Here is a 24,847-nt window from a genome sequence, read left to right on the forward strand (position 1 = left end):
TGTATTAAGTGGGGTATTTAGTACAACCAACAACAACACAATTTTAAGTAATGAAAAAAGTTAGACGTAATTGTCATCAAATTTGTTTGATTATAGGAAGTGTTTTATTGCTACAATCAAATTCATTATTCGCTTCTAATGTTTCAACTGATGCGTTAGATAGTATGACTACTGAATCTTCTTCAGAGCAAAGTAGTGGCTCGATCGTAAAGGGAAAAGTAATTGATAACCTTGGATTGACTTTACCTGGTGCAGTGGTTCAGCTGTCTGGATCTAAGCACATCACATCGACTGATCTAGATGGTAACTTCACATTATCTGTGCCTGATACTTTCTTAAAAGGTGAGATCATCATTTCTTTTATGGGATTTGAAGAGAAGAAAATGATTGTTAGTAAAGGTGATTTTGTGAATGTGACCTTAGTAGAGTCAAGCAGTATGCTTAATGAAGTTGTAGTAACGGCTTTAGGTATTAAGAGAGAAGAGAAGCAATTGGGGTTCTCTCAACAGACTTTGAACAGTGAACAACTTGATAATACTCGTTCTAATACTTGGTCAGATGCTTTAAAAGGAAAAGTGGCTGGTATGACTATGACCTCTGCTAGTTCTGGTCCAATGAATTCGACACAAATTAAGTTGCGTGGTGATCGATCATTAAATGCTGATGCTAATGGAGCGTTAGTGGTAGTAGATGGTGTGATCGTTAATAGTACTTTGTGGAGCAGTGGTGCTGGAGATTCTTATATTGGTACTGATGCTCCTGTAGATTATGGTAACGGTATAGCTGATATAAATCCTGATGATATAGAAAGTATCTCTGTGCTTAAAGGACCTGGTGCAGCTGCATTGTATGGTTCTAGAGCTAGTAACGGAGTATTAATGATTACTACTAAATCTGGAAAAAAAGACAAAGGATTAGGTATATCATTTAATTCTAATGTTAGTTTTGATGTGATTCAGAGATGGCCAAAATATCAATACGAATATGGTCAAGGTAGTGGAAATAGCTTTGACAAGGAAGGTAATCCTTATTACTCTTACGGCTTATCAGATGATGGTGCGAATACGGGAAGTACGAGTAGTGCATTCGGACCTAAGTTTGAAGGACAATATTACTATCAGTACGATCCTACAACAGAGACTCAAGGTGCAGAAAGAACCTTGTGGAGACCATATAAGAATAATATAAAAGACTTCTGGCGTACAGGTATTACTACCACTAACACTTTAGGTCTATCAGGCGGAAGTGATAAAGGAGATATTAGAACAACGATAACGCACTCTAAGAATGAGTGGATCATGCCTAACACCGGCTTCGATAGAACTACGCTGTCTACTAAGGCGAAGTATAATATCTCTGATGCAGTTACTTTAAATGCTAATGTTAGTTATACCAACAGAAAGAGTGATAACCTACCAGGTACAGGATATGGTAACCATACGATAGGATATTTTATGATCTTTCAGAATCCTAATGTTGACTTAGAATGGTATAGACCTATCTGGAAAAAAGATTATAACCAGACACAACAAATACATCCGTTTAGCTCATATATAGAGAATCCTTATCTAATCGCTTATGAGACGACTAATCCAGTAAATACAAACACTATAACAGGAAGCCTATCGACTGATATTACTCTTGCACCTAAATTAAAATTAATGTTGCGTGCTGCGTTGAACTCACGTAATGATAAACGTGAACAACGTAGACCTTATAGCACGACTAAGTTCGGTAAAGGATACTTTAGAACACAACAGATAAACTTCCAAGAGATCAACACTGATGTCTTATTAACCTATACAGATAATGACTCAGATATATTTACCTATAGCGGATCTATAGGAGGGAATATGCTTGATTCTAAATATCACAGTGTGACATCTTATGTAGACGGACTAGTTACGCCTGGTGTATATATGTTAGCGAATGGTATCAATAATCCTATCACTAATGTTCTAGATGACGATTATAAAGTGAACTCTGTCTATGGAATGGCTTCAGTTGGGTATAAGAATATGGTATTCTTAGATGGAACTATTCGAAATGACTGGTCGAGTACATTGCCTAAAATGAATTGGTCATTTTTATATTCTTCATTAAACGCAAGTTTTGTGTTGAATGATATTTTTAGAATGCCTGCGAGTATTGATTACTCTAAACTGAGAGTGTCTGTGGCAAAAGTAGGTAATGGTACTAAACCATATCAAACGTTGAAATATTATTCTAATAGTGCTTTTGCGAGCTCTGCTACGTCTGCTACCACTTTACATAATGGTGAATTAAAACCAGAAGGTACTAATTCGTTTGAGATTGGATATGAACACAAAATGTTTGGCAATAGGTTAGGTCTTGATGTGACAGTCTATGAAACCAATACAAAAAATCAAATTATTACTGTACCATTAAATTATGTGACAGGATATAATAAGGCTGTAATTAATGGAGGAGATGTACGCAATAGAGGTATTGAACTAATGTTAAGTGGTACACCTATTAAGACAAAAGATTTCTCTTGGAACACCTCAGTGAACTGGGCTAAAAACAAGAATAAAATCTTAAGCCTAGCAGAAGAGTTCGAAGGAGGAGATCAACAAGTATTAGCTACATCTGGTACAGCATCTATTATAGCTAAAGTAGGAGGAACCACAGGAGACTTATACGGTTATAAATTTGTGAGAGATGATCAAGGGCAAATCGTATATACTGATAAAGGACTTCCTGAACAATCTAAAGAAATAGAATATATCGGTAGTGCTTATGCAGATTGGACGATGGGATGGACTAATACGTTTAAGTACAAAGGATTTAAGTTCAGCTTTACGATAGATGGGCAGTACGGAGGTAATGTATATTCACAGTCCCATCATAAGATGAGTGAACAGGGGAAACTAGAACACACTTTATACGGTAGAGAACAAGGATATATCATAGGAGATGGAGTAGTGAGAAATGGAGATGGTACATTCTCTCCTAATACGACTAAGGTAGACCCAGCTAGTTACTATAAAGAATACTATAGAAGAGCTAATCTAGAGTCTAATACATTCGATGCTTCTTACATCAAATTGAGAGAAGTGAGTTTTGAATATAATTTCTCTAAGCAGATATTAAATAAGTTACGCCTGAAGAAGCTAAGTGTGTCTGTATATGGACGTAATCTAGCGATGTTGTCTAACTTCCCGTTATTTGATCCAGAGACAGCAGCGTTAAATGGAGGTTCTATGATGCCAGGAGTAGAGATGGGGCAGATGCCATCACCTGCTACTTACGGTTTTAGCATTAAACTAGATATCTAATATTAAGAAAACGACAGATGAAAATCAAAAATATATTTTTAGGATTATCAGCAACAGTATTGCTGACTGTAAGTTGTACTTCTGATTTTGAAGAGAAGAATATTGATCCTAACCGTTTACAACAGATTAGCCCAGCAACGTTATTAAATCCTATCATCTATGAGATGGCTAGTCATAATATGTATCGCAGTTGGTCTCATAATAATCATTTAATGCAAGATATCGTGGTTTATCCTAGTGATGTACCAGGTATGCAACGATATGATTTAAGTGATGATGTAGGAGCGTCATCGTGGAATGCTTATTACAGATGGTTAAAGAATGCTCGAGATATGGAGTATGAGGCTGTGAAGGTTGCAGATCCTAACTATGAAGCGATGGCTTTAACTCTAAAAGCGTGGATCACTTCTAACTTAACTGATTTATTTGGGGATGTACCTTATTTTGAAGCGTCTAAGGGAGAAGAGAAGATTCTATATCCAGCATTTGATTCACAAGAGAAGATATATGATAGTCTTTTAGCTGATCTAGAGAGAGCGAATAGCTTATATGATTTAAATAGGAAGTTAGTATATAATCCTGATATTTTATATATAGACTCAAAGACATATTGGGATGACTGGCAAAAGTTTACGAATAGTTTGCATTTGCGTTTATTGTTGAGAATATCAAATAAAGAAAATAAGAATGCATATCAACGTATGCTAACGATACTTAACGATCCAGATAAATATCCTATTATTAATGATGTGAAGTCACAGGCTAACCTAAAGATAACAGGGGTAACACCTAATATCTCTCCATGGAGTCGTATTCAAGATTTTACATTAAGTCGTAAGATGGCTTCTTTCTTTATTGATAATTTAAATGATTTTAATGACCCAAGGCTTCCATTATATGCAACAGAAGCATACAGAGTAGAAGGAAAGAAGAAAATATATATAGGGTATAAAGGAATACCTAGTGCCTTTGATGGTTCAGATTCACAGTTTGATTACGAAGCTTCTACATTGAATAATGTTATGGCGGCTAATCCTACAGAAGCACCTATACTAACGTATGCTGAAGTATTATTTATAAAGGCTGAGTTAGCTCAGAAGGGATACTTATCAGATGCTAAGAGCTATTATGAGCAGGCGGTGAAAGAGGCTATTACATCTAAGGGATTAGAGATGCCAACTAATTATTTTACTTTAGAAAGTACTAGGTATAATGGTACATTAGAGCGTATTATGTTGCAGAAATATTATGCATTGTATATGAACGATTATCAACAGTGGTTCGAATACAAGCGTACAGGATACCCTAAACTACCTAAGACAGAGTCAATGCTAAACGATGGGAATATGCCTAATAGATTCCCATACCCGATCAATATACGTACTCAGAACAAAGGTAATTATGAGAAAAAGGTAGCAGAGATGGGAGGAGATAATATTAACTATAAGATGTGGTGGCAAAATTAGTTTTGATTAGAACTACTTAGTTTATTCACTATTATAGATCATTAAGTAAGAGAGTGTTTATAGTGTATTATATATTTTATAATGTAGAAGAGAGCCTGTGAGAATAGGCTCTCTTCTTTTTTAGGTATTGCATGCAAACTTAGTATGAATTGGTACTAAAGTAATGCGAGTTGAGTCCGTAGTGAGTCCGTTATGAGTCCGTAGTGAGTCCGTTAAAACAAGGATAGAAACGGACTTAGTATGCAGGCAAGATAGAAGTGCGATTAACTGATCTGCACTAAGAGACAATGAATAGTCAAGGTTGATAGATGACAGATAATAACACTAGCAGATGGAGAATACTATAAATGAGCTATAATAGGAGTTTTTAGAAGATTTTACAGACTAGTTGCCCTTTATTCGAAAGGTGGTATAATTTATGTCTCTTTAAATGAGGTTGATATTAGCAATATTGAGGATGTTATAATAAGATTAAAAAAGCAAAAGAGGGATTTTTAGGTTTAAGTTTTAAAAAATAGAAATGTAAGTAAACGATCTAATTATAAGGTATTGTTAAATTAATTGTCTAAAATATTATCAAATCTAAAATACTTCAAATAAATTTTTCAGTCTAGTGTAGATATATTATTTTTGCTTCTCCACAGTAGTGTGGTTAAACGAGAAAGTCTGTATTTTAAACGGGAGACCGTTTATGAAAAGTAAAGTCATATGAGAGAAATTACAAAAGAAGTTTATCTAAAGTGGTATGAAGACATGCTATTTTGGAGAAAGTTTGAAGATAAGCTTGCTGCTTTATATATTCAACAAAAAGTGAGAGGATTCTTGCATTTATATAATGGGCAGGAAGCAGTATTGGCTGGAGCTTTACATGCAATGGACATGTCTAAAGACAAGATGATTACAGCATATAGAAATCACGTTCAGCCAATCGGATTAGGAGTAGATCCTAAGCGTATTATGGCTGAGTTATTAGGAAAAGGTACTGGTACATCACAAGGATTAGGTGGATCTATGCACATCTTTTCTAAAGAACACCGTTTCTATGGTGGTCATGGTATCGTAGGGGGGCAAATTCCTCTAGGAGCTGGATTAGCATTCGCTGATAAATATTTTGACAGAAATGCTGTGACTATGTGTTACTTCGGTGATGGTGCAGCACGTCAAGGGTCTTTACACGAGACATTTAATATGGCTATGAACTGGAAATTGCCAGTAGTATTCATCATTGAGAACAATGGATATGCTATGGGGACTTCAGTAGAGCGTACAGCTAACCATAGTGATATTTGGAAATTAGGTTTAGGATACGAAATGCCTAGTGGACCAGTAGATGGTATGAACCCTGTAAAAGTAGCTGAAGCTATGTACGAGGCTATCGAAAGAGCTCGTCGTGGAGATGGACCTACTTTATTAGAAATGAAAACATACAGATATAGAGGTCACTCTATGTCAGATGCTCAACACTACCGTACTAAAGAGGAAGTAGAAGAGTACAAAAAAATAGACCCAATTACACAAGTATTAGATGTAATTAGAGAAAAAGGATATGCTACTGAAGCTGAGATCGAAGCAATGGATCAAAGAGTAAAAGATTACGTGGCTGAGTGTGAGAAATTCGCTGAAGAGTCTCCATTCCCAGAGAAAAACGTAATGTATGACGTAGTATACGAACAAGAGAATTACCCTTTTATCCCTCACAGATTATAATAAAAAGAACATGGCAGAAGTAATTACAATGCCACGCTTAAGCGACACGATGACAGAAGGTGTTGTTGCAGCATGGTTAAAAAAAGTTGGAGATAAGATTTCTGAAGGAGATATCCTTGCAGAAATTGAAACAGACAAAGCAACAATGGAGTTTGAATCATTTAATTCAGGTACATTGTTATATATTGGATTACAAGAAGGTGAATCTGCTCCTGTAGATTCGTTACTTGCTATTATAGGAAATGAAGGTGAAGATATTTCTGCTTTAATCAGTGGTGCGGGTAATGCTGCTCCTGCTGCTGAGGCTGCTGCTGCTGTAGCAGAGGCTAAAGTTGAAACACCAGCTCCTGCTGCGGCTACTATGCCTGCTGGAGTTAAAATCATTACTATGCCTCGTCTTAGTGATACTATGACTGATGGTACAGTAGCTACTTGGATTAAAAAAGTAGGTGATAAGGTTCAGGAAGGTGATATCCTTGCAGAAATCGAAACTGATAAAGCTACTATGGAGTTCGAAGCTTTTGAGGCTGGAACTTTATTATATGTTGGTATTAACGAAGGTGAGTCTGCTCCTGTTGATAGCGTATTAGCGATCTTAGGGCCAGAAGGAACTGACGTATCAGCTGTAGTTGCATCTGCTCAAAATGGTGGTACTTTCGCTGCTGAGGCTCCTGCTACGGAGGCTCCTAAAGCTGAAGAACCAAAAACTGTAAGTGTGGAGGCTGCTACTTCTACTAATGGGAGAGTATTCATTTCTCCATTGGCTAAGAAAATTGCTGAAGATAAAGGAATAAATATTACTGAGGTGAAAGGTTCAGGTGAGAATGGACGTATCATCAAGCGTGATATTGAAAACTATACACCTGCTGCTAAAACTGCTGCTCCTGAAGCTGCAGCTACTGCTGCTGTACCTGCTGTTAAGGCATTCGTACCAGCTGGAGAAGTAAGTGTAGAGGAAGTGAAAAACTCACAAATGCGTAAGACGATTGCTCGTCGTTTAGCTGAGTCTAAGTTTACTGCTCCTCATTACTATTTAACTATCGAGTTAGACATGGATAATGCTATTGAATCTCGTAAGATTATCAATAACTTACCTGATACGAAAGTGTCGTTTAACGATATGGTAGTGAAAGCATGTGCTATGGCACTTCGCAAACACCCTCAGGTGAATACACAATGGACTGATAATGCAACTATCTATAACAATCACATCAATATCGGTGTAGCTGTAGCTGTAGAGGATGGATTAGTAGTACCAGTATTACCATTCACAGATCAGATGTCTTTAACTCATATCGGTGGTAAAGTAAAAGAATTAGCTGGTAAAGCTAAGACTAAAAAACTTACTCCTGCTGAGATGGATGGAAGTACATTCACTGTGTCTAACTTAGGTATGTTTGGTATTCAGTCATTTACTTCTATTATTAACCAACCAAACTCTGCAATTCTATCAGTAGGTGCTATTGTAGAAAAACCAGTAGTGAAGAATGGTCAAATCGTAGTAGGTAATACAATGACAGTAACTCTAGCATGTGACCACAGAACTGTGGACGGTGCTACAGGTGCTCAGTTCTTACAAACATTTAAAGATTATGTAGAGAACCCAGTGACTATGTTGGCGTAATCTAAATAATAATATACTTAAGCCCTTATTCTTTTGAATAAGGGCTTTTTTATTGGTGATAATTTATTGTGTATGCTTGATATACGGTAGAATTTATTTTCTATAGTTGATTACCTTTTTGTATTTTTGATAAAAATATTTATAAATGAGAATTTTAAGCCTATTGGCAGCAGTCTTATTAGTTGGATGTGCTACTACTAAGACACCATCTGTTGTTAAAGCTAATGCTGAACAAAAGAATATTAAAGAAACATTATATTATTTAGCTTCTGATGAGTTACTAGGTAGAGATACTGGTACAGAAGGAGGTAAAATGGCTGGAGAGTACTTAGCTAAGCGATTAGAAGAGTACAAGATTAAGCCTTATTATAGTTCTTATAACGATACGTTACAGAATGTAGCAGATGCTTGGAATATCGTAGGAGTTATACCAGGTAGTGATGAGACTTTAAAAAATGAGGTAGTGGTGTTAGGTGCTCATTATGATCATATCGGAATAGAAAAGCCTGTAGATGGGGATTCTATTGCAAATGGAGCGAATGATAATGCTGCTGGTACAGCTATCCTGTTAGAGTTAGCACGTAACTTGAAGTTGCAAAATAATAAGCGTACAGTACTTGTGGCATTCTTCACAGGAGAAGAGAAGGGACTATGGGGATCTAAGCATCTAGCAGAGCGTTTAAAGAAAGAAAATGTGAATGTGGTATCTATGCTTAATTTTGAAATGTTAGGGCTGCCAATGAAGAGAGATTATATGACTTATCTTACAGGGTATGATCTATCTACTATGGCAACTAAGTTAAACGAATTGGCAGGGAAGCCTATTGTAGGTAAATTAGAAAAGGCTGAGGAGTTTAATTTGTTTAAGCGTTCTGATAATTATCCTTTCTATCAAATGTTTAAAGTACCATGTCAAACATTTAGTTCTTTTGACTTTGAAAATTATGAATATTACCACCATGTAAAGGATGAAGCTCATTTAATGGATTTAAATTTTATGACTTCTTTTACACAAGATATAATACCGGTTGTGAACAAACTTGTTAATTTAGCTCCGGGAGAAATAAGAATGTATTAAGATGAAAAATGTAATTGTTACAGGGACAAGTAGAGGTATTGGACTAGAGTGCGTACAATGGTTGTCAAAATTAGGTCATAATGTATTGGCTGTATCTAGAAAAATATCAGATAAACTTATTGATTTAGATAATGTTACTTGTTTAGCTGTTGATATAACTAAAGAAGAGGACATTCAGAAGGTAGTTGCCTTTGTACAGGACAATTGGGAGCATGTAGATATCCTGATTAATAATGCAGGGGCTATCGTGAACAAACCTTTTGAGGAGATCACACAAGAAGATTTTCAGTATGTATATAACGTGAATGTATTCGGTGCTGCTCGTCTAATGCAAGTTACTATCCCATTTATGAAAGTGAATAGTCATGTGGTATCAGTAAGTAGTATGGGAGGAGTGCAAGGAGTATTAAAATTCGGAGGATTAGCTGCCTATAGTTCTAGTAAAGGGGCTATCACTATCTTAAGTGAGTTGCTAGCTGAAGAGTATAAGGATAAGGGAGTATTCTTTAATGTAGTAGCTTTAGGAGCAGTACAGACAGAGATGTTAGAAGAGGCATTCCCTGGATATCAAGCTCCACTTATGCCAGATGAAATGGCTGAGTATATCGTGAATTTTGCGATACATGGAAATAGATTTTTTAATGGGAAGGTGTTGCAAGTGTCTACTACTACCCCTTAAATAAAAATGTAATTGATAGAGAAGCTAAAGCCATATTTACCAGAACAAGCAGTTGAACCTGTATTTGAATTGATAAAACACTATCATGTGCATCTAAAGATTGTACATGAGAGAGTTACACGTCATGGAGATTATACTCGTAATCACGATGGGAAACACATTATAACGATAAATTCTAACCTGAATCCTTACCGTTTTTTGATGACCTTGATTCACGAGATAGCTCATTTAGTGGCTTATCAGAAGTATAGAGGAGGAATAAAACCGCACGGAGTAGAGTGGAAAAGCACTTTTCAATTATTAATGTTACCCTTTTTAAGAGAAGAAGTGTTTCCTAGTGCATTATTACCTTTGTTAGCAAATCATTTTAGAAACCCTTCTGCTAGTAGCGATACTGATGAGAAGTTATCTATAGCGATGAGAAGGTATGATGTGCAGGATATAAATAATAACAATTGTTTTATATATGAAATCCCTTTAGGGAGTCATTTTAAAACGTATAACGGAAAGATATTTAAGCGTGGTCCTATACGGGTAAAACGCTTCGAGTGTTTAGAAGTTTCAACGGGCAGAATGTATACTTTTAAAGCAAATGCTGAAGTAGAGTTGTTGACCCATTATGTTGTAAATAGATAAAGATATATGAGTTCAAATTATTACGCTGTGATTATGGCAGGTGGAGTAGGGTCACGTTTTTGGCCTGTGAGTACACCAGAGTTTCCAAAACAGTTTCACGATATGTTAGGATCAGGAGATACCTTGATACAAAAGACTTTTAAACGTCTGTCTCAGGTAGTGCCTAAAGAGAATATTCTGATCTTAACACATGAGAATTATAAAGAAATTGTAAAAGAACAATTGCCTTCTGTAGAATCTGATAGTATTATCCTAGAACCAGATATGCGTAATACAGCTCCTTGTATTCTCTATGCAGCTATGAAGATTAAGAAGAAGAATCCTAATGCTGTAATGGTTGTGGCTCCTAGTGATCACTGGATAGAAGATGAGTTACAGTTCGTGTCTAACTTACAACGTACCTTTGATGTATGTGAGCGAGATAAGGTATTGATGACTTTAGGTATCTTACCTACGTTCCCAAATACGGGGTATGGGTATATAGAGTTTAACAAGTTAGACTCTCGTCCTATTAAAAAGGTAGTTCAGTTTAGAGAGAAGCCTGATTATGTTACCGCGCGTAAATTTATTCAAAGTAGACATTTTCTTTGGAATTCGGGTATTTTTATATGGAGTGTAAGCTCTATTTTAGATGCCTTTTCAGAATTTCAACCTGCGATGACTGAGTTGTTTGATAAAGGATATGAGTTCTTAAATACAGATAAAGAAAAAGCATTTATAGAAGAGAATTATTCTAAGGCAGAAAATATCTCTATAGACTATGCTGTGATGGAGAAGGCTAATAATGTATATGTATTGCCAGCTACATTTGATTGGAATGATTTAGGTACATGGGGATCTTTATATGATAAGCTTCCTAAAGATGATAATGACAATGCAGTAGTGAATGCTACAGCTTTCTTTAATAATGCTACAAATAACATTGTTAGAACTGCGAAAGGAAAAGTGGTGGTAGTAGATGGTCTGAATGACTATATCATCGTAGATAAGGATGATATCTTACTATTATACCCTAAGAAGAAAGAACAAGAGATTAAGGTTGTGAGTCAGCAAGTGACAGATAAACTTAAGTAAGAATACAAGAAAAGAAAAAGGAGTAGAACTATTAGTTTTACTCCTTTTTTATATTATTTCTTTTCGTTTCCGATTTGTCTCATAGCTTGACGTACCATTCTGAATAATTCTGATGAGTACACAAAGTCAACTACATCTTCATTGTCTGTCTGAATGATCTCTTTATGATTACCAGACCAAGCTAATACTCCATTCTTTAAGAATACAATGTGCTCGCCGATCTCTAATACAGAGTTCATATCGTGTGTATTGATTACTGTAGTAATGCCGTACTCATGTGTAATTTCTTGAATAAGGTTGTCTATAACGATAGCTGTCTTAGGATCAAGGCCTGAGTTAGGCTCATCACAGAATAAGTATTTAGGGTTGTTAACTATTGCTCTAGCTATTGCTACCCTTTTTTGCATACCTCCTGATATTTCTGAGGGCTTTTTTGTGTTAGCATTGATTAGATTCACACGATCTATAACTTCATTTACACGATGTGCTATTTCTGCATCGGATTTATTAGTAAACATTCGAAGAGGGAAAGCTATATTCTCTTCTACAGTCATAGAGTCAAATAAGGCACTTCCTTGGAATACCATTCCTATTTCTGTTCTCAACTCTCTTTTTTCGGTATTTGTCAGGTCTGTATATATTCTGCCATCAAAACTGATGGTTCCTTCATCAGGAGTGTGAATACCTAGAAGAGTTTTAAGCATTACTGTTTTACCAGATCCACTCTGCCCAATGATAAGGTTAGTTTTACCTGTTTCGAAAGTAGTTGTAATTCCTTTCAGTACTTGTGTACCATTGAACGACTTTTGTATATTTTTTACTTCGATCATTTCTTAGTTGCTTAAAAGTAGAGAGGTTAATATATAGTTGGTTAAGATAATAGCTACACTCGTCCATACGAATGAAGTAGTACTGGCTTTACCAACTTCTAATGCACCACCTTTCATATAGTAACCAAAGTATGATGGGATGGTAGCTAATAAGAATCCAAATAAGAAGGTTTTAATAAATGCGTATGTAACGTGGAATGGAGTAAATGAATCTTGTAATCCAATGATGAATTGTTCTGATGTAACAAAGTTCCCCATCACACCACCAAACCATCCTCCGACGATTCCTAAGAACATACTGATACCGATAACGAATGGATATAACATTACTGCTACTAGCTTAGGGAACACTAGGTAGTTAAGTGAGCTAACCCCCATTACTTCTAGTGCATCGATTTGTTCTGTTACACGCATCGTACCAATACTAGAGGTAATAAATGATCCCATCTTACCTGCCATAATGATAGAGATAAAGGTAGGAGCGAACTCTAGGATTACAGATTGTCTCGTCGCGAATCCAATAAGATATTTAGGTATAAGAGGGTTGGTTAAGTTAAGAGCAGTTTGGATAGCTACTACACCACCAACGAAAAACGATAGGAATGCCACAATACCTAAAGAACCAATGATAAGATCATCTATTTCTTTAAATATAAGTACTTTCATAACCTTCCACTTTGTCATTTTGCTAAACATTTCTTTTAGCATTATAAAGTACTGTCCTATATGTGTTAATCCAGATTTGATCATAAATATTAAAATATCGGCTAAATTACCAATTACAAATGAGTTTTAAGTTTATTAAAGTAAAAAAGTGATTAGAGTAACTTTGATTTTATCTTACTCCAACGGTATTTACGTATAAAAATGCCTTGCTCTTCAGTGACTAAATACGGTTGTTTTTCTCTTTTTGCTTTGTAGTAGCCACTGATATAATCTATGAATAAGAAAGGTTTCTTCTTCTTCATTGCTAGTTTTAATGCTGCTATACTTGTGATTACTATTCCGTAGTGAAGTCTGTAGAAAGCTTCTCCTTGTTTATACCTAGCCGCTTTATTATACATTGCACCAGTAGGTTTGAGGTGTTTCACTTTTAGCGTATCTATCGTAATGATCTTCCAGTTGTAAAATCTACACAAGAGTTCATCTACTGTATCCCATCCCATGGCAGGTTTAAGTCCTCCTATCTGTTTAAAACAGTCTAGTCGATATGCTTTAAATGCGCCTCTAATATGATCTTTATCTGTAAGGTTTTCGATTGTCCATTCCTTGTTTTTCTCTATGTAGGCAAAGCCTCCCACCATACCTATAGCTTGGTCTTGCGCAAAAGTACTTGCAATAGTAGCAAAGTAATCATTAGGTAGGATAAGATCAGCATCTAGCTTTACAATGAAGTCGTATTGATCTAAGTTGTTTACTTGTTCTAAACCATAGTTAAAAGCTTGTACAACTTTACTACCAGGTAGATGTATAGCCTCAGACGTTTTGTTGATTAGTGTGATATAAGGAAGATGAGCATAGTTGTTCATAATGATATTGGCTGTGTCATCTGTGGAATTATCGTTTACAACTATTACATCAGTAGGTAATAACGTTTGAGAAATTATACTGTCTAGAGTATGACCGATAAAAGCCGACTCGTTATAAGCAGGCATGATAATTAGGTATTTCATGTAATAGTGTTTGTGCGAATAAGTTTTCTTTTATAAGTTGGTATATTCACATAAGAATTACAAATTTAAAAAAAATAGTAGTTAAGGACTTATTAGCAAGTATATTTGTAAGTGATTAACAGATTTACGCATCCTCATGCAAGATAAAATATCTACAAAACAGGCATTTCTTTTTACTCTTATCAATTATATTGGTGTATTGATAGGAGTGGTGTCTACTGTGTTAATCTATCCTCAGGACAAAGAACTGTTAGGTATTATCCGTTTTGTAGATGCATGTGCGCAGATTATATTTCCGATTATTGTATTAGGGAGCACACATGCATTGATTAACTTTTATCCCAAATTAAGTGAGCGTTTACAGGGTAAACTCTTTAGTTATAGTATGCTCTCTATGATTAAGCTCACGATAGGAGTAGGGATAGTATTACTATTAGGATCCTATGTTTATGATGGTGCTGAGCTGAGATATGTAGTTATGGGGTTTGTACTAGCTATTTCGATGGCTTATATAGAGCTATTTAGACGACAAGCGACTAATCTACAACGCCTTTCTTTTCCTACGTTTTTTGAAAAGATTATCCCAAAGATAGCTTTACCAACAGTGTTCTTAATAGTAGTGTATGGTAGTTTTTCGATAGATAAGGCAGTGTGGTATTATATTGTTTCTTACTACGTTATCGCCATAGTAATAGGTGCTTATATATATAGACATTTTAAGTTTAATTGGCATTGGAAATACGAAGACTTATTTACTTATGTAGGAAAGAAGGAGTATTATGCATATAGCTTATTCGCCTTTGCAGGAAGCTTTGGATCTTTCTTTGCATTTAGAGTAGACTCTTTGATGATTCCTTACTTTATCTCTTATGAAGCGAATGGTACGTATAATATTGGAGTGACATTAGCGTCTACACTCGCTATACCAGCTACAGGAGTATTTGCACTATATGCGCCTATTATATCTGATTTAATAAAGAGAGCGGAACTGCGTACACTGAATATGAAATATAAAGAAGTAGCACGTAATCTTTTTTTTATCGGTATGCTTCTTTTTAGCTGTGTAGTCGTAGGTATAGAACCTCTTTTTCAGTTGTTGCCTACTTATGATAAGTTAGCCCCTTCATTGCCGATTATCTATTTACTTGGTATTAATGTGGTGATTAATATGTCTACGGGGTTTAATACAGAGATTATTTCTTATTCTAAGTATTACCGTTTTAATTTAGTTTCTATCTTAAGTTTGATGGTTCTTAATGTTGTTTTGAACTATGTATTATTAGCCTATACAGATTTAGGAATATTCGGTGTGGGACTAGCTTCACTATTATCTTTAACGTTGTTTAATATAGCTAAGACCTACTACATTTATCAGAAGATGAAGTTATGGCCATTCGATATTAACTTCTTTAAGCTATTGCTATTAATGGTCGCTTTTGTTGTTATTATATTTTCTATACCTAATAGTTCTCACCCTCTATTAGTCTTAGTCTTAAAAGTTGGATTAGTGATTATCCTAAACTTCATTGTTCTATTAAAGACAAATTGGGTTATAGGAATAAAGTCAATGTTAGATAAGCTACTTCGCAAACTAGGTTTGTAACCTATATAAAAACAACAACGCGATATACCTTACAGGGATATACCGCGTTGCTTATAAAAAATGGATATTCTCGTTGTTTAATTTTCTGGAATAACTTTCTTCTTGATTTTAGTCAATAGGAATATCGTTGTTATAATACAAAGACTTCCTATATAGTCCATCAATTCAAAGTTGACCCCAAAATATACTACAGCTATTAAAGTAGCAGACAGAGGTTCGGCACAAGCTAATAAACTAGCTCTTTGTGGTCCAATATTCTTTATCGCCATTAAGAAGATATAGAACGGTATCAATGTACCTAAGAAGATAATGAATAATACTGCCAAATATGTATCTGTATCCCATATACCTTCTAGCTTATGTGGAGGGTGTATAATACTCATCGCTATACCTGCGATAAGCATGCTCCAACCTATAATAGCAATAGGGCTATATCTATTCAATAAATGTACAGGCATAAGTGTATATACGGCTAATGCTATAGCAGAAGCTATACCCCATATTAATGCTGTAGGAGTGATATTCAGTGTATTAATATCTCCATGTGTTACCAATAAGAATGTACCTAACATCGCCATTCCTATCGCTAAGAATTCAATAGGCTTAGGCCATTTGCGCAGTCTTAATGCTAGATAGATAGCGATGAACACAGGGCCAGTGTATTGTATTACTGTTGCTGTTGCTGCATTAGAGTGAAGTATAGTTACAAAGTAAGTGTACTGTACTGTCAGCATTCCTAGTATACTGAAAAGAATCAATTGGACAGCATCTTTTTTGTCTTTCCAGATATTTACGACATCAGGATTCTTTCTGACAATCCCAAATAATAACATTAATACTCCTGAGATAAGAAGACGAACAGTAACTAACCATTCTGCGTTAAACTCTTTTTCTCTAAAAAGGAACTGAGCAAAAGCTCCAGATACTCCCCATAACATCGCTGCAAAGATTGCGGATGCAAAGCCTAAAAACTTATTGTTTAATTGCATTTTTAAAAACGTACTTCTAAGTACATTATTAGTTGAATATATTGTGATAAAAAGGATTCTTTTTACCTAAAGACTAACGCAAAATTACTGATAAATATGACTGTAAAATAGTAAAAAATACTACAGTATACGAATTGTCTACTCTGTATAAAATAGCTAGTTTTAAGAGAGGTTTATTAAGTATTTATCGAGATGTAATGCATATTCGATAAGTTATTTTTAGTTTTATAATTACAGCGATGTTCTATTTTATGCTGTATTGTATAGAAATATGCAAAGCTTAGTTATTTTTCTTCTAGTTTATTACTTTTTCTTTATTGTATAGCTTGATTATATAAAGTATAGCTAGTAGTAATGCTATAGCCGTTATGAGGTATCTTATTCCTAGTGCAGTGGGAGTGGTAATAGCTCCTGTAGATGAGATTATTAATGTGACAAAAGAGGTAAGCACATATACCAATCCGCCCATTAGACCACCTGCTGTACCTGCATTATTTGGAAACTGTAACATGGTCGTGGTAAAGAAATTATTAAATAAAGTACCAGAACAGATATGTATTAAGAATAAAAAACCTATTAGTATAGGAAGACTTTCTATCCATAAGGTAGAGAGTAGTAAAGCACTAATAAGTGTCAGTTGTACTCCAGAAGGTTGTAATACTTTTGGACGAAATGCTAAGTGCATCCTCTTTTTACCAATAAGTCCTCCTAACATCCATGAGAAGCCTAAGATAAGCGTACAGTATCCTATAATAACAGAGTTGTGAAGGAATACATTTTCTATTAAGAATGGTCCCGAAATATTAAAGATCATCACAATAGAGTAGCTCAATCCCAATATTAAGGTTCCCATCATAAATCTTTTCTCACTCAACATGACTTTGTATAAATCTAATGTATCTGATAAGTTAAACTTCTTCTTCTCAGGAATACTCTCACCACTGATACACAAGTCTAAGATTAATAATACCCCAGCATAGATAGCTAAAAAATAGAAGTTGGCATGCCAGTTAAATAGCTTCTCTAAGTATCCACCTAAGAAAGGCGCTAATATAGGACCACATGACCATACGATCGTAAAGTAGCTTAAGTAATACTGTCTCTTCGTTTCATCATAGATGTCTATAAAGATAGCACGCGTAGCAACTACTAGTGTAGAGATAGCCATCCCTAGTATAATCCTCATAATACAGATGTAGAAGACGCTATCCATCTGTGTGATACTAAGATTGGTAATGATTAATATCAGTAATGATTAATATCAGTAATGCGACTAAACGTGGTTTGTATCTTCCTATATTGTCTAAAAGGCTACCTACGAATATCTGTGATATACCATAGCTTAATAGATAGCAGGTAAGGGTAAGCTGTATGTCTTGTTCTGATACAGCTAGTCCTTTAGCCATAGAAGGGAATGACGGTAAATATATATCGGTCACAAAACCAGAAAGGGGTATAGAACAAAAGGCAAGTATTGTGGCTAGCTTTTTTCTTTGTTCACTTGCTTCTCTTAGCATATATTATAATTGTTGTTTGAGGAGCAAAATTAAGTAGGCAATCATTATCTTGAATTAAATATCTCAAAGGTATAATTGCAAAAATCAAAGATTGGTTATATTGGGTTTTTATATTTTAATGGAGTTACTCCAGCATTCTTTTTAAAGAAATTATTAAAATGAGAAGGCTGATCGAAGCCTAGTGTATATCCAACTTCTGCTATATCCCAACTCGTATTCTTCAATAGGTTTTTAGCCTCTTCGAATAATCTTTCTTTTATCAGTTGAGTAGTAGTCTTACTTGTTACAGACTTAATAGATGCATTCAGGTGATTGACATGTACGTTTAGGGCTGTAGCATAGTCAGACGCTGTCTTGAGGTTTAGAGGATAAGCAGGTGAGTCTAGTGGAAACTGTTTGTTTAGCAACTCATCAAATAGTCTGTATAATCTAGTGCTATTAGGTGTTTCATCTAGTTTAAGGTCTTCTACTTTTAACTGTAACGCTTGATGCAGTAATAGAGCAAGTAAGTTACGGATAATCTCAAACTTTAGGGGATAATCACTTTGTGCCATGGCATACATCTGTTTAAAGTAGGTAGAGGCCAACTCTAATTGCTCTTCATCTAAGAATATAAATGGCTTACTCCACTCTTTAAAGAGAGATGTTTTTTTAAAGAACTCTATTGTACTGTGTTCCACTAAAAACTCTTGGTTGAAAAGGCAGAAAAATCCTTCTTGTTGATTACTCAGACATTCCCATTCATAAGGTATCGTAGGACATGGAAGGAATAAAGCAGGTCTGTCTAGTATCAGTGTGTGTTCACCGTATTTAAATACACCTTCTCCTATAATTAAGCACACCTTGTAATAATCTCGTCTGTTATAAGGCGTATTAAAATTACAATATTTACGAATATTAATATTGAAGTGTGATTTACCACATTGGTAGTCAGACGCATCGAAGGCATAGTGACTAATCGTGTTCTCTCTATAGTGGTCACCGATTGTTTCTAGATGTTTGCTCATAGTATTAAGAGAATAAGTAAATTAGGGTAAAGTTACTAAAATCAAATAAAGTTCTGTTTCTTCTTTAATGTTGTTTTAACGTACAGATACAAAAAAAGAGCTAATAATTAGCTCTTTGTCTTGACTGCTTAGAAGTAAGCAGTCAGTCTAATTCCCATACTTAGATAATTAAGAGGGTGTTTGACTGTATTGACTTTGATGTCTTCTTTGTCTAGTACGATGTCATTTATTTTATAAGTAATCTTAGATTGACTGTGATTGAAGTCCGAGTAGGCAGTTAGTCCTAAGTTATCAGTGATATTATAAGTCAGCGCTAATCCACCTGTAAATTGAAATACATTAGCAGGTTTATATTCTGCTAGCTGTACTTTTCCATCTTCTAGTTCAGGGATATGAACTTCATGAGACAACACTTTTAACGAGATATTACCATCTGCTCCTATGCTATAACCTCCTAATGCTTTTATCATCAGATTCCATCTATCAGAGAAATGAATAGCATAGTATGGACCTAGAGAGAAAGTTAAATTACCCATTGATTCAGATAACACTTTTCCATTGATGTTTGTGTTATCAGGATCGTTGACTTTGTCTTCAGAGAATGGGAAACTAGCCACAGCTATTTGACCGCCTACTCCCCAGTGTTTATTGAAGAAATAAGCTCCTTCTAATCCCGCTTCCCATCCTAGCTTAGCTAATGGTTCTTCGTTTTCTGTTTCTACTATACTTTCTAGTCCGCTAGTGAATCCTAGTTTAATAGCCATAAAAGAAGGGTTTTCATTTCCTTCAAATCTAGAGATTAGGCTGAGGTTATCGCCTTTGTTTCCATATATTTTATCTACAAAGAAATAGGCTAGTTGAGTAGATAATATACCAATACCTGCTCCAGCTAATATATCGGGCACCCAATGTCTATTATTAAGGCTACGTCCAAGACCTGTCATAGTAGCGGCTCCATACCCACCTATAGAATACATAGGATTGACTAGACCGTATTCTTTGTCTAAGAAACTAGCGTTAGCAAAAGCCATTGCAGTATGACCCGATGGAAATGAATTCTTAGAAGAACCATCAGGGCGTTCTACTTTTGCAGTATATTTTACTCCATTGACTAGAATAGCCATGATAGCCATACTAGTAGCATAGGATATAGCAGAACGCTTAAAGTCATTACGCCCTTTTACACCAGCTGCTTTTAGACCAAAGGTAGCCGCTGCAGGAGCATATTGTAATAGATCATCATATTTATACTGAAATGTGGGAACGTATCTATTGCGTATTTCTCTAATTTCTTCTTTTTTATTCCACGTTAGCCCTGAAGCTGTTAAGAGTATCGCAGGGACAAAGCTAATTTGTACAGCATCTTTCTCAAAAAAAGTCTTCTCTTTCTTAGGAGATAAACCGTAGTTAGGCGTTGTCGGTGCAGTTAGATGTTGTTTATTATTGATTAATTGCCCCCAACCTAGGGTTTGATACAATGTTAATAAACAGACGAAATAAATAGTGTTTTTCATTCTTTACTTTCTTTTTGTTTGCAAAATTACCTTTTAAGGTGTTTTTTAGAATCAAAAAGAGCTTTATTATACTGATGGCGTTAGTTTAGAAAATTTGTTATTTGTATAAGGAAGCTGGAATTATTTTTCTTCTAATAAAGAATAAGAAGAATGACTAAAAATAGACGATTGCTTCTTTTATTATTGATTTAAACTTAAATATTTCTAGTAAACTTTCGATTTAATTAAAATGACTATATGTGAACTTGTCTTTTGAGCTTATATTTTGTGAAAAATTGGCATTACTATTGATAATTATTTGATAGTATTTTTATTGTGTTTTTAGTGATATTGCTAGACACAACAGATAGAACCATATAATAGAAAGTGTAGTCGAGTGTATAGTTTAGATCGGATTTTAAAGTTTATAATAGCTGTGGCTACATTATTATTAATCGTTGATTTATTTGACTTTTTTAGTAATAATGTAGTTAGTTATATATGTTATAGTGCATTAGGTATCTGTACAGCTATTCTCTTTTATACAGGAAAGTCTTGTGGAAAAGAGAGAAAGGAGAATAAATAATAGAGATATTAATAGAGTAGTTTTATAAAAAAAGAGAGCGCGAAGCTCTCTCTCTAATTGATGTTTTATACCTGATAAGTAAAGGCATTTATGTTCATCCCTGCCCCTACGGAAGCAAAGAGGATAATATCCCCTTGTTCTAATTGGTGTGGGTCTAGTTGCTTATTGATAATCATATCATATAGTGTCGGTAGAGTAGCCACACTACTGTTCCCTAGTTTTTGAATATTCATAGGCATGATATGCTCTGGCATTTCCATGTCGTATAACTCAAAGAAACGTTTTACGATAGCTTCATCCATTTTCTCATTAGCCTGGTGTATCATCACTTTTTTGATTTTGTTGATATCTATTCCGCTCTTATCCACACAGCTCTTCATTGCTAACGGTACATTAGTTAGTGCAAATTCATAAATCTTGCGTCCAAACATCTTGATGTACTTAGTGTTCTCGTCTAAGTCAGGATTATAAGATTTGCCATAATGAATGAAGAAAGCCTCGTCTAGTGTATAACTAGCAGACTCTACAGATAGTATTCCTCCTTCTTCATTAGTCAGTTCTAATATAGTAGCTCCAGCACCATCTGCATAGATCATAGAGTCTCTATCGTGTAAGTCTATCACACGTGATAATGTCTCTGCTCCGATGACTAAACATCTCTTAGCCATACCTACTTTCATAAACGCATAGGCTTGTATCACACCTTGTAGCCAACCAGGGCACCCAAAAAGAACATCAAATGCTACACATGATGGATTGGCGATCTTTAGGTTGTGTTTTACCCTAGATGCTAAGCTAGGTACGATATCAGACTGCAATGTTCCGTGCTTTACATCTCCGAAGTTATGCGCAAAGATGATATAGTCTAATGTCTCTGGGTCTATACCTGCACTTTTGATAGCGTGCTCAGAGGCGATAGTACCGATATCACTGGTAGTTAATTCATGTTCTACATATCTTCTTTCTTCTATCCCTGTTATTTGTTGTAGTTTATAAGCTGTACGTTGGTTAGTATCTTTTAATGGTTGTCCTTGTTCATCTCTAAAGTCAAATTGGTCGAAATTCGTATTATCTATTACTTTAGTCGGGATATAAGATCCTGAACTTATTATTTTAATATTCATAATATCGTTTTTGGGTTAATTGTAAGGTAAACTTAGAGCTTTATATTTATTAATGATAAGTTTTTTCTCTTTTTTTTGAAGTATTCTGAAATGCTGTTTTGATTTCGTAGTACTTTTCGTGTAGGTATATAATAATAATGCCAATAAGTAATATTTATTGTTTACTATTACTTATTGGCATTAAAAGAATGTGCGCGCGATACTACTGCGTTATTTCTTGTAAAGCGTATTCTTATACTTAGTGACTTGATTGGCTGTCTCATTGTCTCCTGTAGAGGTGAAATATTTAATCACCGTATCTAAGAATTTTTCAGTCGGTTTAAAATCATAATGCATCTGTTTATTCAGCTGATCGAAAGTTTCTTCTAAGAGTGTTGGATTGGTCTTTAATTCTTTAAAGTTGATTCGATAGCCGTCAAATATATATCTTAGTCCATCTAGATTTCCTTTTAGTGGTATACTACCGTGGTCTTCTCCTTCATAGGCTACATATTGATAACTCAGTGTAGTAGGAGTATTAGTACTTAATAATTTATCAAATTCTTTAATCGAACTATAATGATCACTTAGGTGACCTTTGTTCTCGCTTTCGCCCACTTGGGTAAGGAATAGTCTTCTGTGTTTAAAGTCTTGGTTTATCCCATCAGTATATTCTCTTAGTATAACCTTATTATCCCACCATATACTTGGGTCGTGTACGATATAAGCGTTAAACATATCTGTGTAGTTCAGTAGATTGTTTAACGCAGTAATTCCTCCGAATGAGTGACCGATTAGTATTTTGTAATCCAGTGTTCTGTAGTTGGTATCTACGTAAGTAAAGACTTCTTCCTTTAAGAATTTAAAGAAGGCATCATTCCCTCCATTTTCACCTTTTATTTTCTTAGCCTGTTCTGTAGACATCTCCTCACTACTTACTTTAGTAGGAGTCAGATCTCTTGTTCTATTGGTATTAATCACTCCTACTATGATCATCTCAGGGATAGAAGGGTATGGATATCTACTTAGCTTATCTAGATAGGCTGTTAGATAATTAAAGTTACTTTCTCCATCTAGTAAGTAGATGACAGGATACTGCTGATTAGGATATTGAGCTTCATTATATCCCGCAGGTAGGTATACTTGTATCTTTCTATCTTCGTTAAGCACTTTAGATTGGATTGTATATGTTTTTCCTATTTCTATTGCTTCTTGAGCAGTGATAGGATGAGCAAATAGTAGAGCCAATGGAAATAATAATGTATAGAAAAACTTCTTCATGATATAGATAATGATTGTTTTGTGTTTGAGTACAAATATAAGTCCTTATTTATACTTGTTCTAATTTGTGAAATTATAATTCCTTTTAGAGGACAAATAATATGTAGTTATTATCTTGTGCGGATTAAAGAGACGGTTGAAAATGAATAGATTAATTATTGTTTTTGTTGCACTTATTAGTGCATTTTGTGCTTTTGGCCAAAGCGCAAAAAAACCAATAGAGATTAAGGTGTTAGACTCCACTGTGAAGGATAATAGCCTAGCTACTATTGTAGTAATGAATAACTCTAATGATACATATTGGTTTCCGTGGGATACTTCAGAGTTAGCTTATGGAGCTAGTGTAGGAAGTACGTATGAGAACCAAGTATATGTGTTGAGACAGAGAGTGTATAATAAGGCAAGTCATATCGATGAGCCGATGCTGATGAGTGGGGATTATGATTCGGACGGTTTATTAACGAAGTGGCAAGAGAAGCTAAAAACAAAGAAGGTAACAGACTATGTGATCATCAAGCCGAAAAGCTTCGTACAGCTAAGACTTCCTTTTAAATCCGAACTAGCAGTAGCTCCTACTTGGTATGCGTGTAAAGATAGTATCAGTGATGGTGGGTATAAGTACTATGTAGCCTATGTGTATAATACGAAGGCTGTAGAGCAGGTACTAAGTCCTAAGCTACTAGAAGAGGTGAAGAAATTAGGGTATAAAATCTATGAGGCTCCACTAGAGTCTAACAAGGTTCCTATCGTGAAATAATAAAAAGAGAAGTATATCCCATATACTTCTCTTTTCGTCTAAAAAACAGCTGTATAAAAACTTTATACGAATTATTGGCACTGGTAAAAGTACTAATATCTAAATCGATATTATATGATAGTTATCAGTTTGTCTAAAAACAATATCACTGTAGAGAAATTTACTTTTATTTCATGAACGCTATGATTATAAGAGGGTAGATCAGGTAAGGATATTGTCTATAAATAGCATGTGTTATGTTTAGTTAAAGAATATGAGGAAGTAGTGGTTCTTCTGTGCATTTAGTTAGCTTTTAGTCTTATAGCAGTTATGTTGCTTTTGATTCTACACTAGAAGGGATGTGTCTCCTTCTTCAGTCCGTTGTTTTGGTTAAAATAACGGACTTACTACGGACTCATAACGGACTCATAACGGACTCACTACGGACTCAAGGCGACTAAAACTG

Annotated in this window: 19 protein-coding genes and 1 pseudogene; 11 read left to right on the forward strand and 9 right to left on the reverse strand. The window is 35.0% G+C overall.

Annotated elements, in window-relative coordinates; all coding sequences use genetic code 11:
* Positions 1 to 50 precede the first annotated feature (50 nt).
* From MODO_RS13540 to MODO_RS13575, 8 genes are all read left to right on the forward strand, one after another.
* A complete protein-coding gene (locus MODO_RS13540) occupies positions 51 to 3,299 on the forward strand; it encodes a SusC/RagA family TonB-linked outer membrane protein (protein WP_006259583.1) in 3,249 nt (1,082 codons plus the stop codon).
* Positions 3,300 to 3,316: 17 nt separating this feature from the next.
* Positions 3,317 to 4,765, forward strand: coding sequence for a SusD/RagB family nutrient-binding outer membrane lipoprotein (locus tag MODO_RS13545; RefSeq protein ID WP_006259582.1), 1,449 nt, complete (start codon positions 3,317 to 3,319; stop codon positions 4,763 to 4,765).
* 708 nt (positions 4,766 to 5,473) lie between these two features.
* Entirely contained in the window at positions 5,474 to 6,472 is a 999-nt protein-coding gene (pdhA, locus tag MODO_RS13550; protein ID WP_006259581.1) for a pyruvate dehydrogenase (acetyl-transferring) E1 component subunit alpha, read from the forward strand.
* 10 nt (positions 6,473 to 6,482) lie between these two features.
* The gene (locus MODO_RS13555) at positions 6,483 to 8,096 is read left to right on the forward strand and encodes a dihydrolipoyl dehydrogenase family protein (protein WP_006259580.1); all 1,614 of its coding nucleotides are present in this window, start codon (positions 6,483 to 6,485) and stop codon (positions 8,094 to 8,096) included.
* A gap of 145 nt (positions 8,097 to 8,241) precedes the next feature.
* Positions 8,242 to 9,174, forward strand: coding sequence for a M20/M25/M40 family metallo-hydrolase (locus MODO_RS13560; RefSeq protein WP_006259579.1), 933 nt, complete (start codon positions 8,242 to 8,244; stop codon positions 9,172 to 9,174).
* 1 nt (position 9,175) lies between these two features.
* Positions 9,176 to 9,853: an SDR family NAD(P)-dependent oxidoreductase gene (locus MODO_RS13565; protein WP_006259578.1), complete on the forward strand. Its 678-nt coding sequence runs from the start codon at positions 9,176 to 9,178 to the stop codon at positions 9,851 to 9,853.
* A 12-nt stretch (positions 9,854 to 9,865) separates the two neighbouring features.
* Entirely contained in the window at positions 9,866 to 10,489 is a 624-nt protein-coding gene (locus tag MODO_RS13570) for a SprT-like domain-containing protein (protein ID WP_006259577.1), read from the forward strand.
* Between the two features lie 6 nt (positions 10,490 to 10,495).
* The gene (locus MODO_RS13575) at positions 10,496 to 11,563 is read left to right on the forward strand and encodes a mannose-1-phosphate guanylyltransferase (RefSeq protein WP_006259576.1); all 1,068 of its coding nucleotides are present in this window, start codon (positions 10,496 to 10,498) and stop codon (positions 11,561 to 11,563) included.
* Positions 11,564 to 11,616: 53 nt separating this feature from the next.
* On the opposite strand, the gene MODO_RS13580 is transcribed toward MODO_RS13575, so the two are convergent.
* From MODO_RS13580 to MODO_RS13590, 3 genes are all read right to left on the reverse strand, one after another.
* Positions 11,617 to 12,393, reverse strand: coding sequence for an ABC transporter ATP-binding protein (locus MODO_RS13580; RefSeq protein ID WP_006259574.1), 777 nt, complete (start codon positions 12,391 to 12,393; stop codon positions 11,617 to 11,619).
* Positions 12,394 to 12,396: 3 nt separating this feature from the next.
* Complete coding sequence (locus tag MODO_RS13585) at positions 12,397 to 13,143, reverse strand: MlaE family ABC transporter permease (RefSeq protein WP_006259573.1); 747 nt, start codon at positions 13,141 to 13,143, stop codon at positions 12,397 to 12,399.
* A 68-nt stretch (positions 13,144 to 13,211) separates the two neighbouring features.
* Entirely contained in the window at positions 13,212 to 14,066 is an 855-nt protein-coding gene (locus tag MODO_RS13590; RefSeq protein ID WP_039328535.1) for a glycosyltransferase family 2 protein, read from the reverse strand.
* A 136-nt stretch (positions 14,067 to 14,202) separates the two neighbouring features.
* Between MODO_RS13590 and MODO_RS13595 the strand changes: the two genes are divergently transcribed.
* The gene (locus tag MODO_RS13595) at positions 14,203 to 15,669 is read left to right on the forward strand and encodes a lipopolysaccharide biosynthesis protein (protein WP_006259571.1); all 1,467 of its coding nucleotides are present in this window, start codon (positions 14,203 to 14,205) and stop codon (positions 15,667 to 15,669) included.
* Positions 15,670 to 15,746: 77 nt separating this feature from the next.
* On the opposite strand, the gene MODO_RS13600 is transcribed toward MODO_RS13595, so the two are convergent.
* From MODO_RS13600 to MODO_RS13615, 4 genes and pseudogenes are all read right to left on the reverse strand, one after another.
* Positions 15,747 to 16,658, reverse strand: a complete 912-nt coding sequence (locus MODO_RS13600; protein ID WP_006259569.1) for a DMT family transporter — start codon at positions 16,656 to 16,658, stop codon at positions 15,747 to 15,749.
* 295 nt (positions 16,659 to 16,953) lie between these two features.
* A pseudogene (locus tag MODO_RS13605) lies at positions 16,954 to 18,175 on the reverse strand (MFS transporter).
* Positions 18,176 to 18,270: 95 nt separating this feature from the next.
* Entirely contained in the window at positions 18,271 to 19,182 is a 912-nt protein-coding gene (locus MODO_RS13610) for a helix-turn-helix domain-containing protein (protein WP_006259565.1), read from the reverse strand.
* A gap of 128 nt (positions 19,183 to 19,310) precedes the next feature.
* Positions 19,311 to 20,696 (reverse strand): phosphatase PAP2 family protein, encoded by a 1,386-nt coding sequence (locus tag MODO_RS13615; protein WP_006259564.1) that lies wholly within the window; start codon positions 20,694 to 20,696, stop codon positions 19,311 to 19,313.
* A gap of 415 nt (positions 20,697 to 21,111) precedes the next feature.
* Here MODO_RS13615 and MODO_RS19250 point away from each other — a divergent pair, with 415 nt between their 5' ends.
* Positions 21,112 to 21,261 carry a hypothetical protein gene (locus MODO_RS19250; protein ID WP_155242285.1) on the forward strand — a complete coding sequence of 50 codons (150 nt, stop codon included), beginning with the start codon at positions 21,112 to 21,114 and terminating at the stop codon, positions 21,259 to 21,261.
* Between the two features lie 65 nt (positions 21,262 to 21,326).
* Here the strand turns inward: MODO_RS19250 and MODO_RS13620 are convergent, their stop codons facing one another.
* Together MODO_RS13620 and MODO_RS13625 are read right to left on the reverse strand one after the other, a co-directional pair.
* Positions 21,327 to 22,385 carry a 3-oxoacyl-ACP synthase III family protein gene (locus tag MODO_RS13620; RefSeq protein ID WP_006259563.1) on the reverse strand — a complete coding sequence of 353 codons (1,059 nt, stop codon included), beginning with the start codon at positions 22,383 to 22,385 and terminating at the stop codon, positions 21,327 to 21,329.
* A gap of 210 nt (positions 22,386 to 22,595) precedes the next feature.
* Positions 22,596 to 23,645, reverse strand: coding sequence for an alpha/beta hydrolase (locus tag MODO_RS13625; protein WP_006259561.1), 1,050 nt, complete (start codon positions 23,643 to 23,645; stop codon positions 22,596 to 22,598).
* Positions 23,646 to 23,787: 142 nt separating this feature from the next.
* Here MODO_RS13625 and MODO_RS13630 point away from each other — a divergent pair, with 142 nt between their 5' ends.
* Positions 23,788 to 24,402, forward strand: a complete 615-nt coding sequence (locus tag MODO_RS13630; protein WP_006259560.1) for a hypothetical protein — start codon at positions 23,788 to 23,790, stop codon at positions 24,400 to 24,402.
* Positions 24,403 to 24,847: the final 445 nt, after the last annotated feature.

The organism is Myroides odoratimimus, from assembly GCF_001485415.1.
GTDB classification, from domain to species: Bacteria; Bacteroidota; Bacteroidia; order Flavobacteriales; family Flavobacteriaceae; genus Flavobacterium; species Flavobacterium odoratimimum.

Excerpts from the sequence above, each read along its gene's own strand:
- pdhA (WP_006259581.1), top strand. The coding sequence starts at position 5,474 with ATGAGAGAAATTACAAAAGAAGTTTATCTAAAGTGGTATGAAGACATG.
- MODO_RS13600 (WP_006259569.1), bottom strand. The coding sequence starts at position 16,658 with ATGCAATTAAACAATAAGTTTTTAGGCTTTGCATCCGCAATCTTTGCA.
- MODO_RS13580 (WP_006259574.1), bottom strand. The coding sequence starts at position 12,393 with ATGATCGAAGTAAAAAATATACAAAAGTCGTTCAATGGTACACAAGTA.
- MODO_RS13565 (WP_006259578.1), top strand. The coding sequence starts at position 9,176 with ATGAAAAATGTAATTGTTACAGGGACAAGTAGAGGTATTGGACTAGAG.
- MODO_RS13610 (WP_006259565.1), bottom strand. The coding sequence starts at position 19,182 with ATGAGCAAACATCTAGAAACAATCGGTGACCACTATAGAGAGAACACG.
- MODO_RS13575 (WP_006259576.1), top strand. The coding sequence starts at position 10,496 with ATGAGTTCAAATTATTACGCTGTGATTATGGCAGGTGGAGTAGGGTCA.
- MODO_RS13590 (WP_039328535.1), bottom strand. The coding sequence starts at position 14,066 with ATGAAATACCTAATTATCATGCCTGCTTATAACGAGTCGGCTTTTATC.
- MODO_RS13560 (WP_006259579.1), top strand. The coding sequence starts at position 8,242 with ATGAGAATTTTAAGCCTATTGGCAGCAGTCTTATTAGTTGGATGTGCT.
- MODO_RS13625 (WP_006259561.1), bottom strand. The coding sequence starts at position 23,645 with ATGAAGAAGTTTTTCTATACATTATTATTTCCATTGGCTCTACTATTT.
- MODO_RS13585 (WP_006259573.1), bottom strand. The coding sequence starts at position 13,143 with ATGATCAAATCTGGATTAACACATATAGGACAGTACTTTATAATGCTA.
- MODO_RS13615 (WP_006259564.1), bottom strand. The coding sequence starts at position 20,696 with ATGAAAAACACTATTTATTTCGTCTGTTTATTAACATTGTATCAAACC.
- MODO_RS13595 (WP_006259571.1), top strand. The coding sequence starts at position 14,203 with ATGCAAGATAAAATATCTACAAAACAGGCATTTCTTTTTACTCTTATC.
- MODO_RS13555 (WP_006259580.1), top strand. The coding sequence starts at position 6,483 with ATGGCAGAAGTAATTACAATGCCACGCTTAAGCGACACGATGACAGAA.
- MODO_RS13540 (WP_006259583.1), top strand. The coding sequence starts at position 51 with ATGAAAAAAGTTAGACGTAATTGTCATCAAATTTGTTTGATTATAGGA.
- MODO_RS13620 (WP_006259563.1), bottom strand. The coding sequence starts at position 22,385 with ATGAATATTAAAATAATAAGTTCAGGATCTTATATCCCGACTAAAGTA.
- MODO_RS13545 (WP_006259582.1), top strand. The coding sequence starts at position 3,317 with ATGAAAATCAAAAATATATTTTTAGGATTATCAGCAACAGTATTGCTG.
- MODO_RS13630 (WP_006259560.1), top strand. The coding sequence starts at position 23,788 with ATGAATAGATTAATTATTGTTTTTGTTGCACTTATTAGTGCATTTTGT.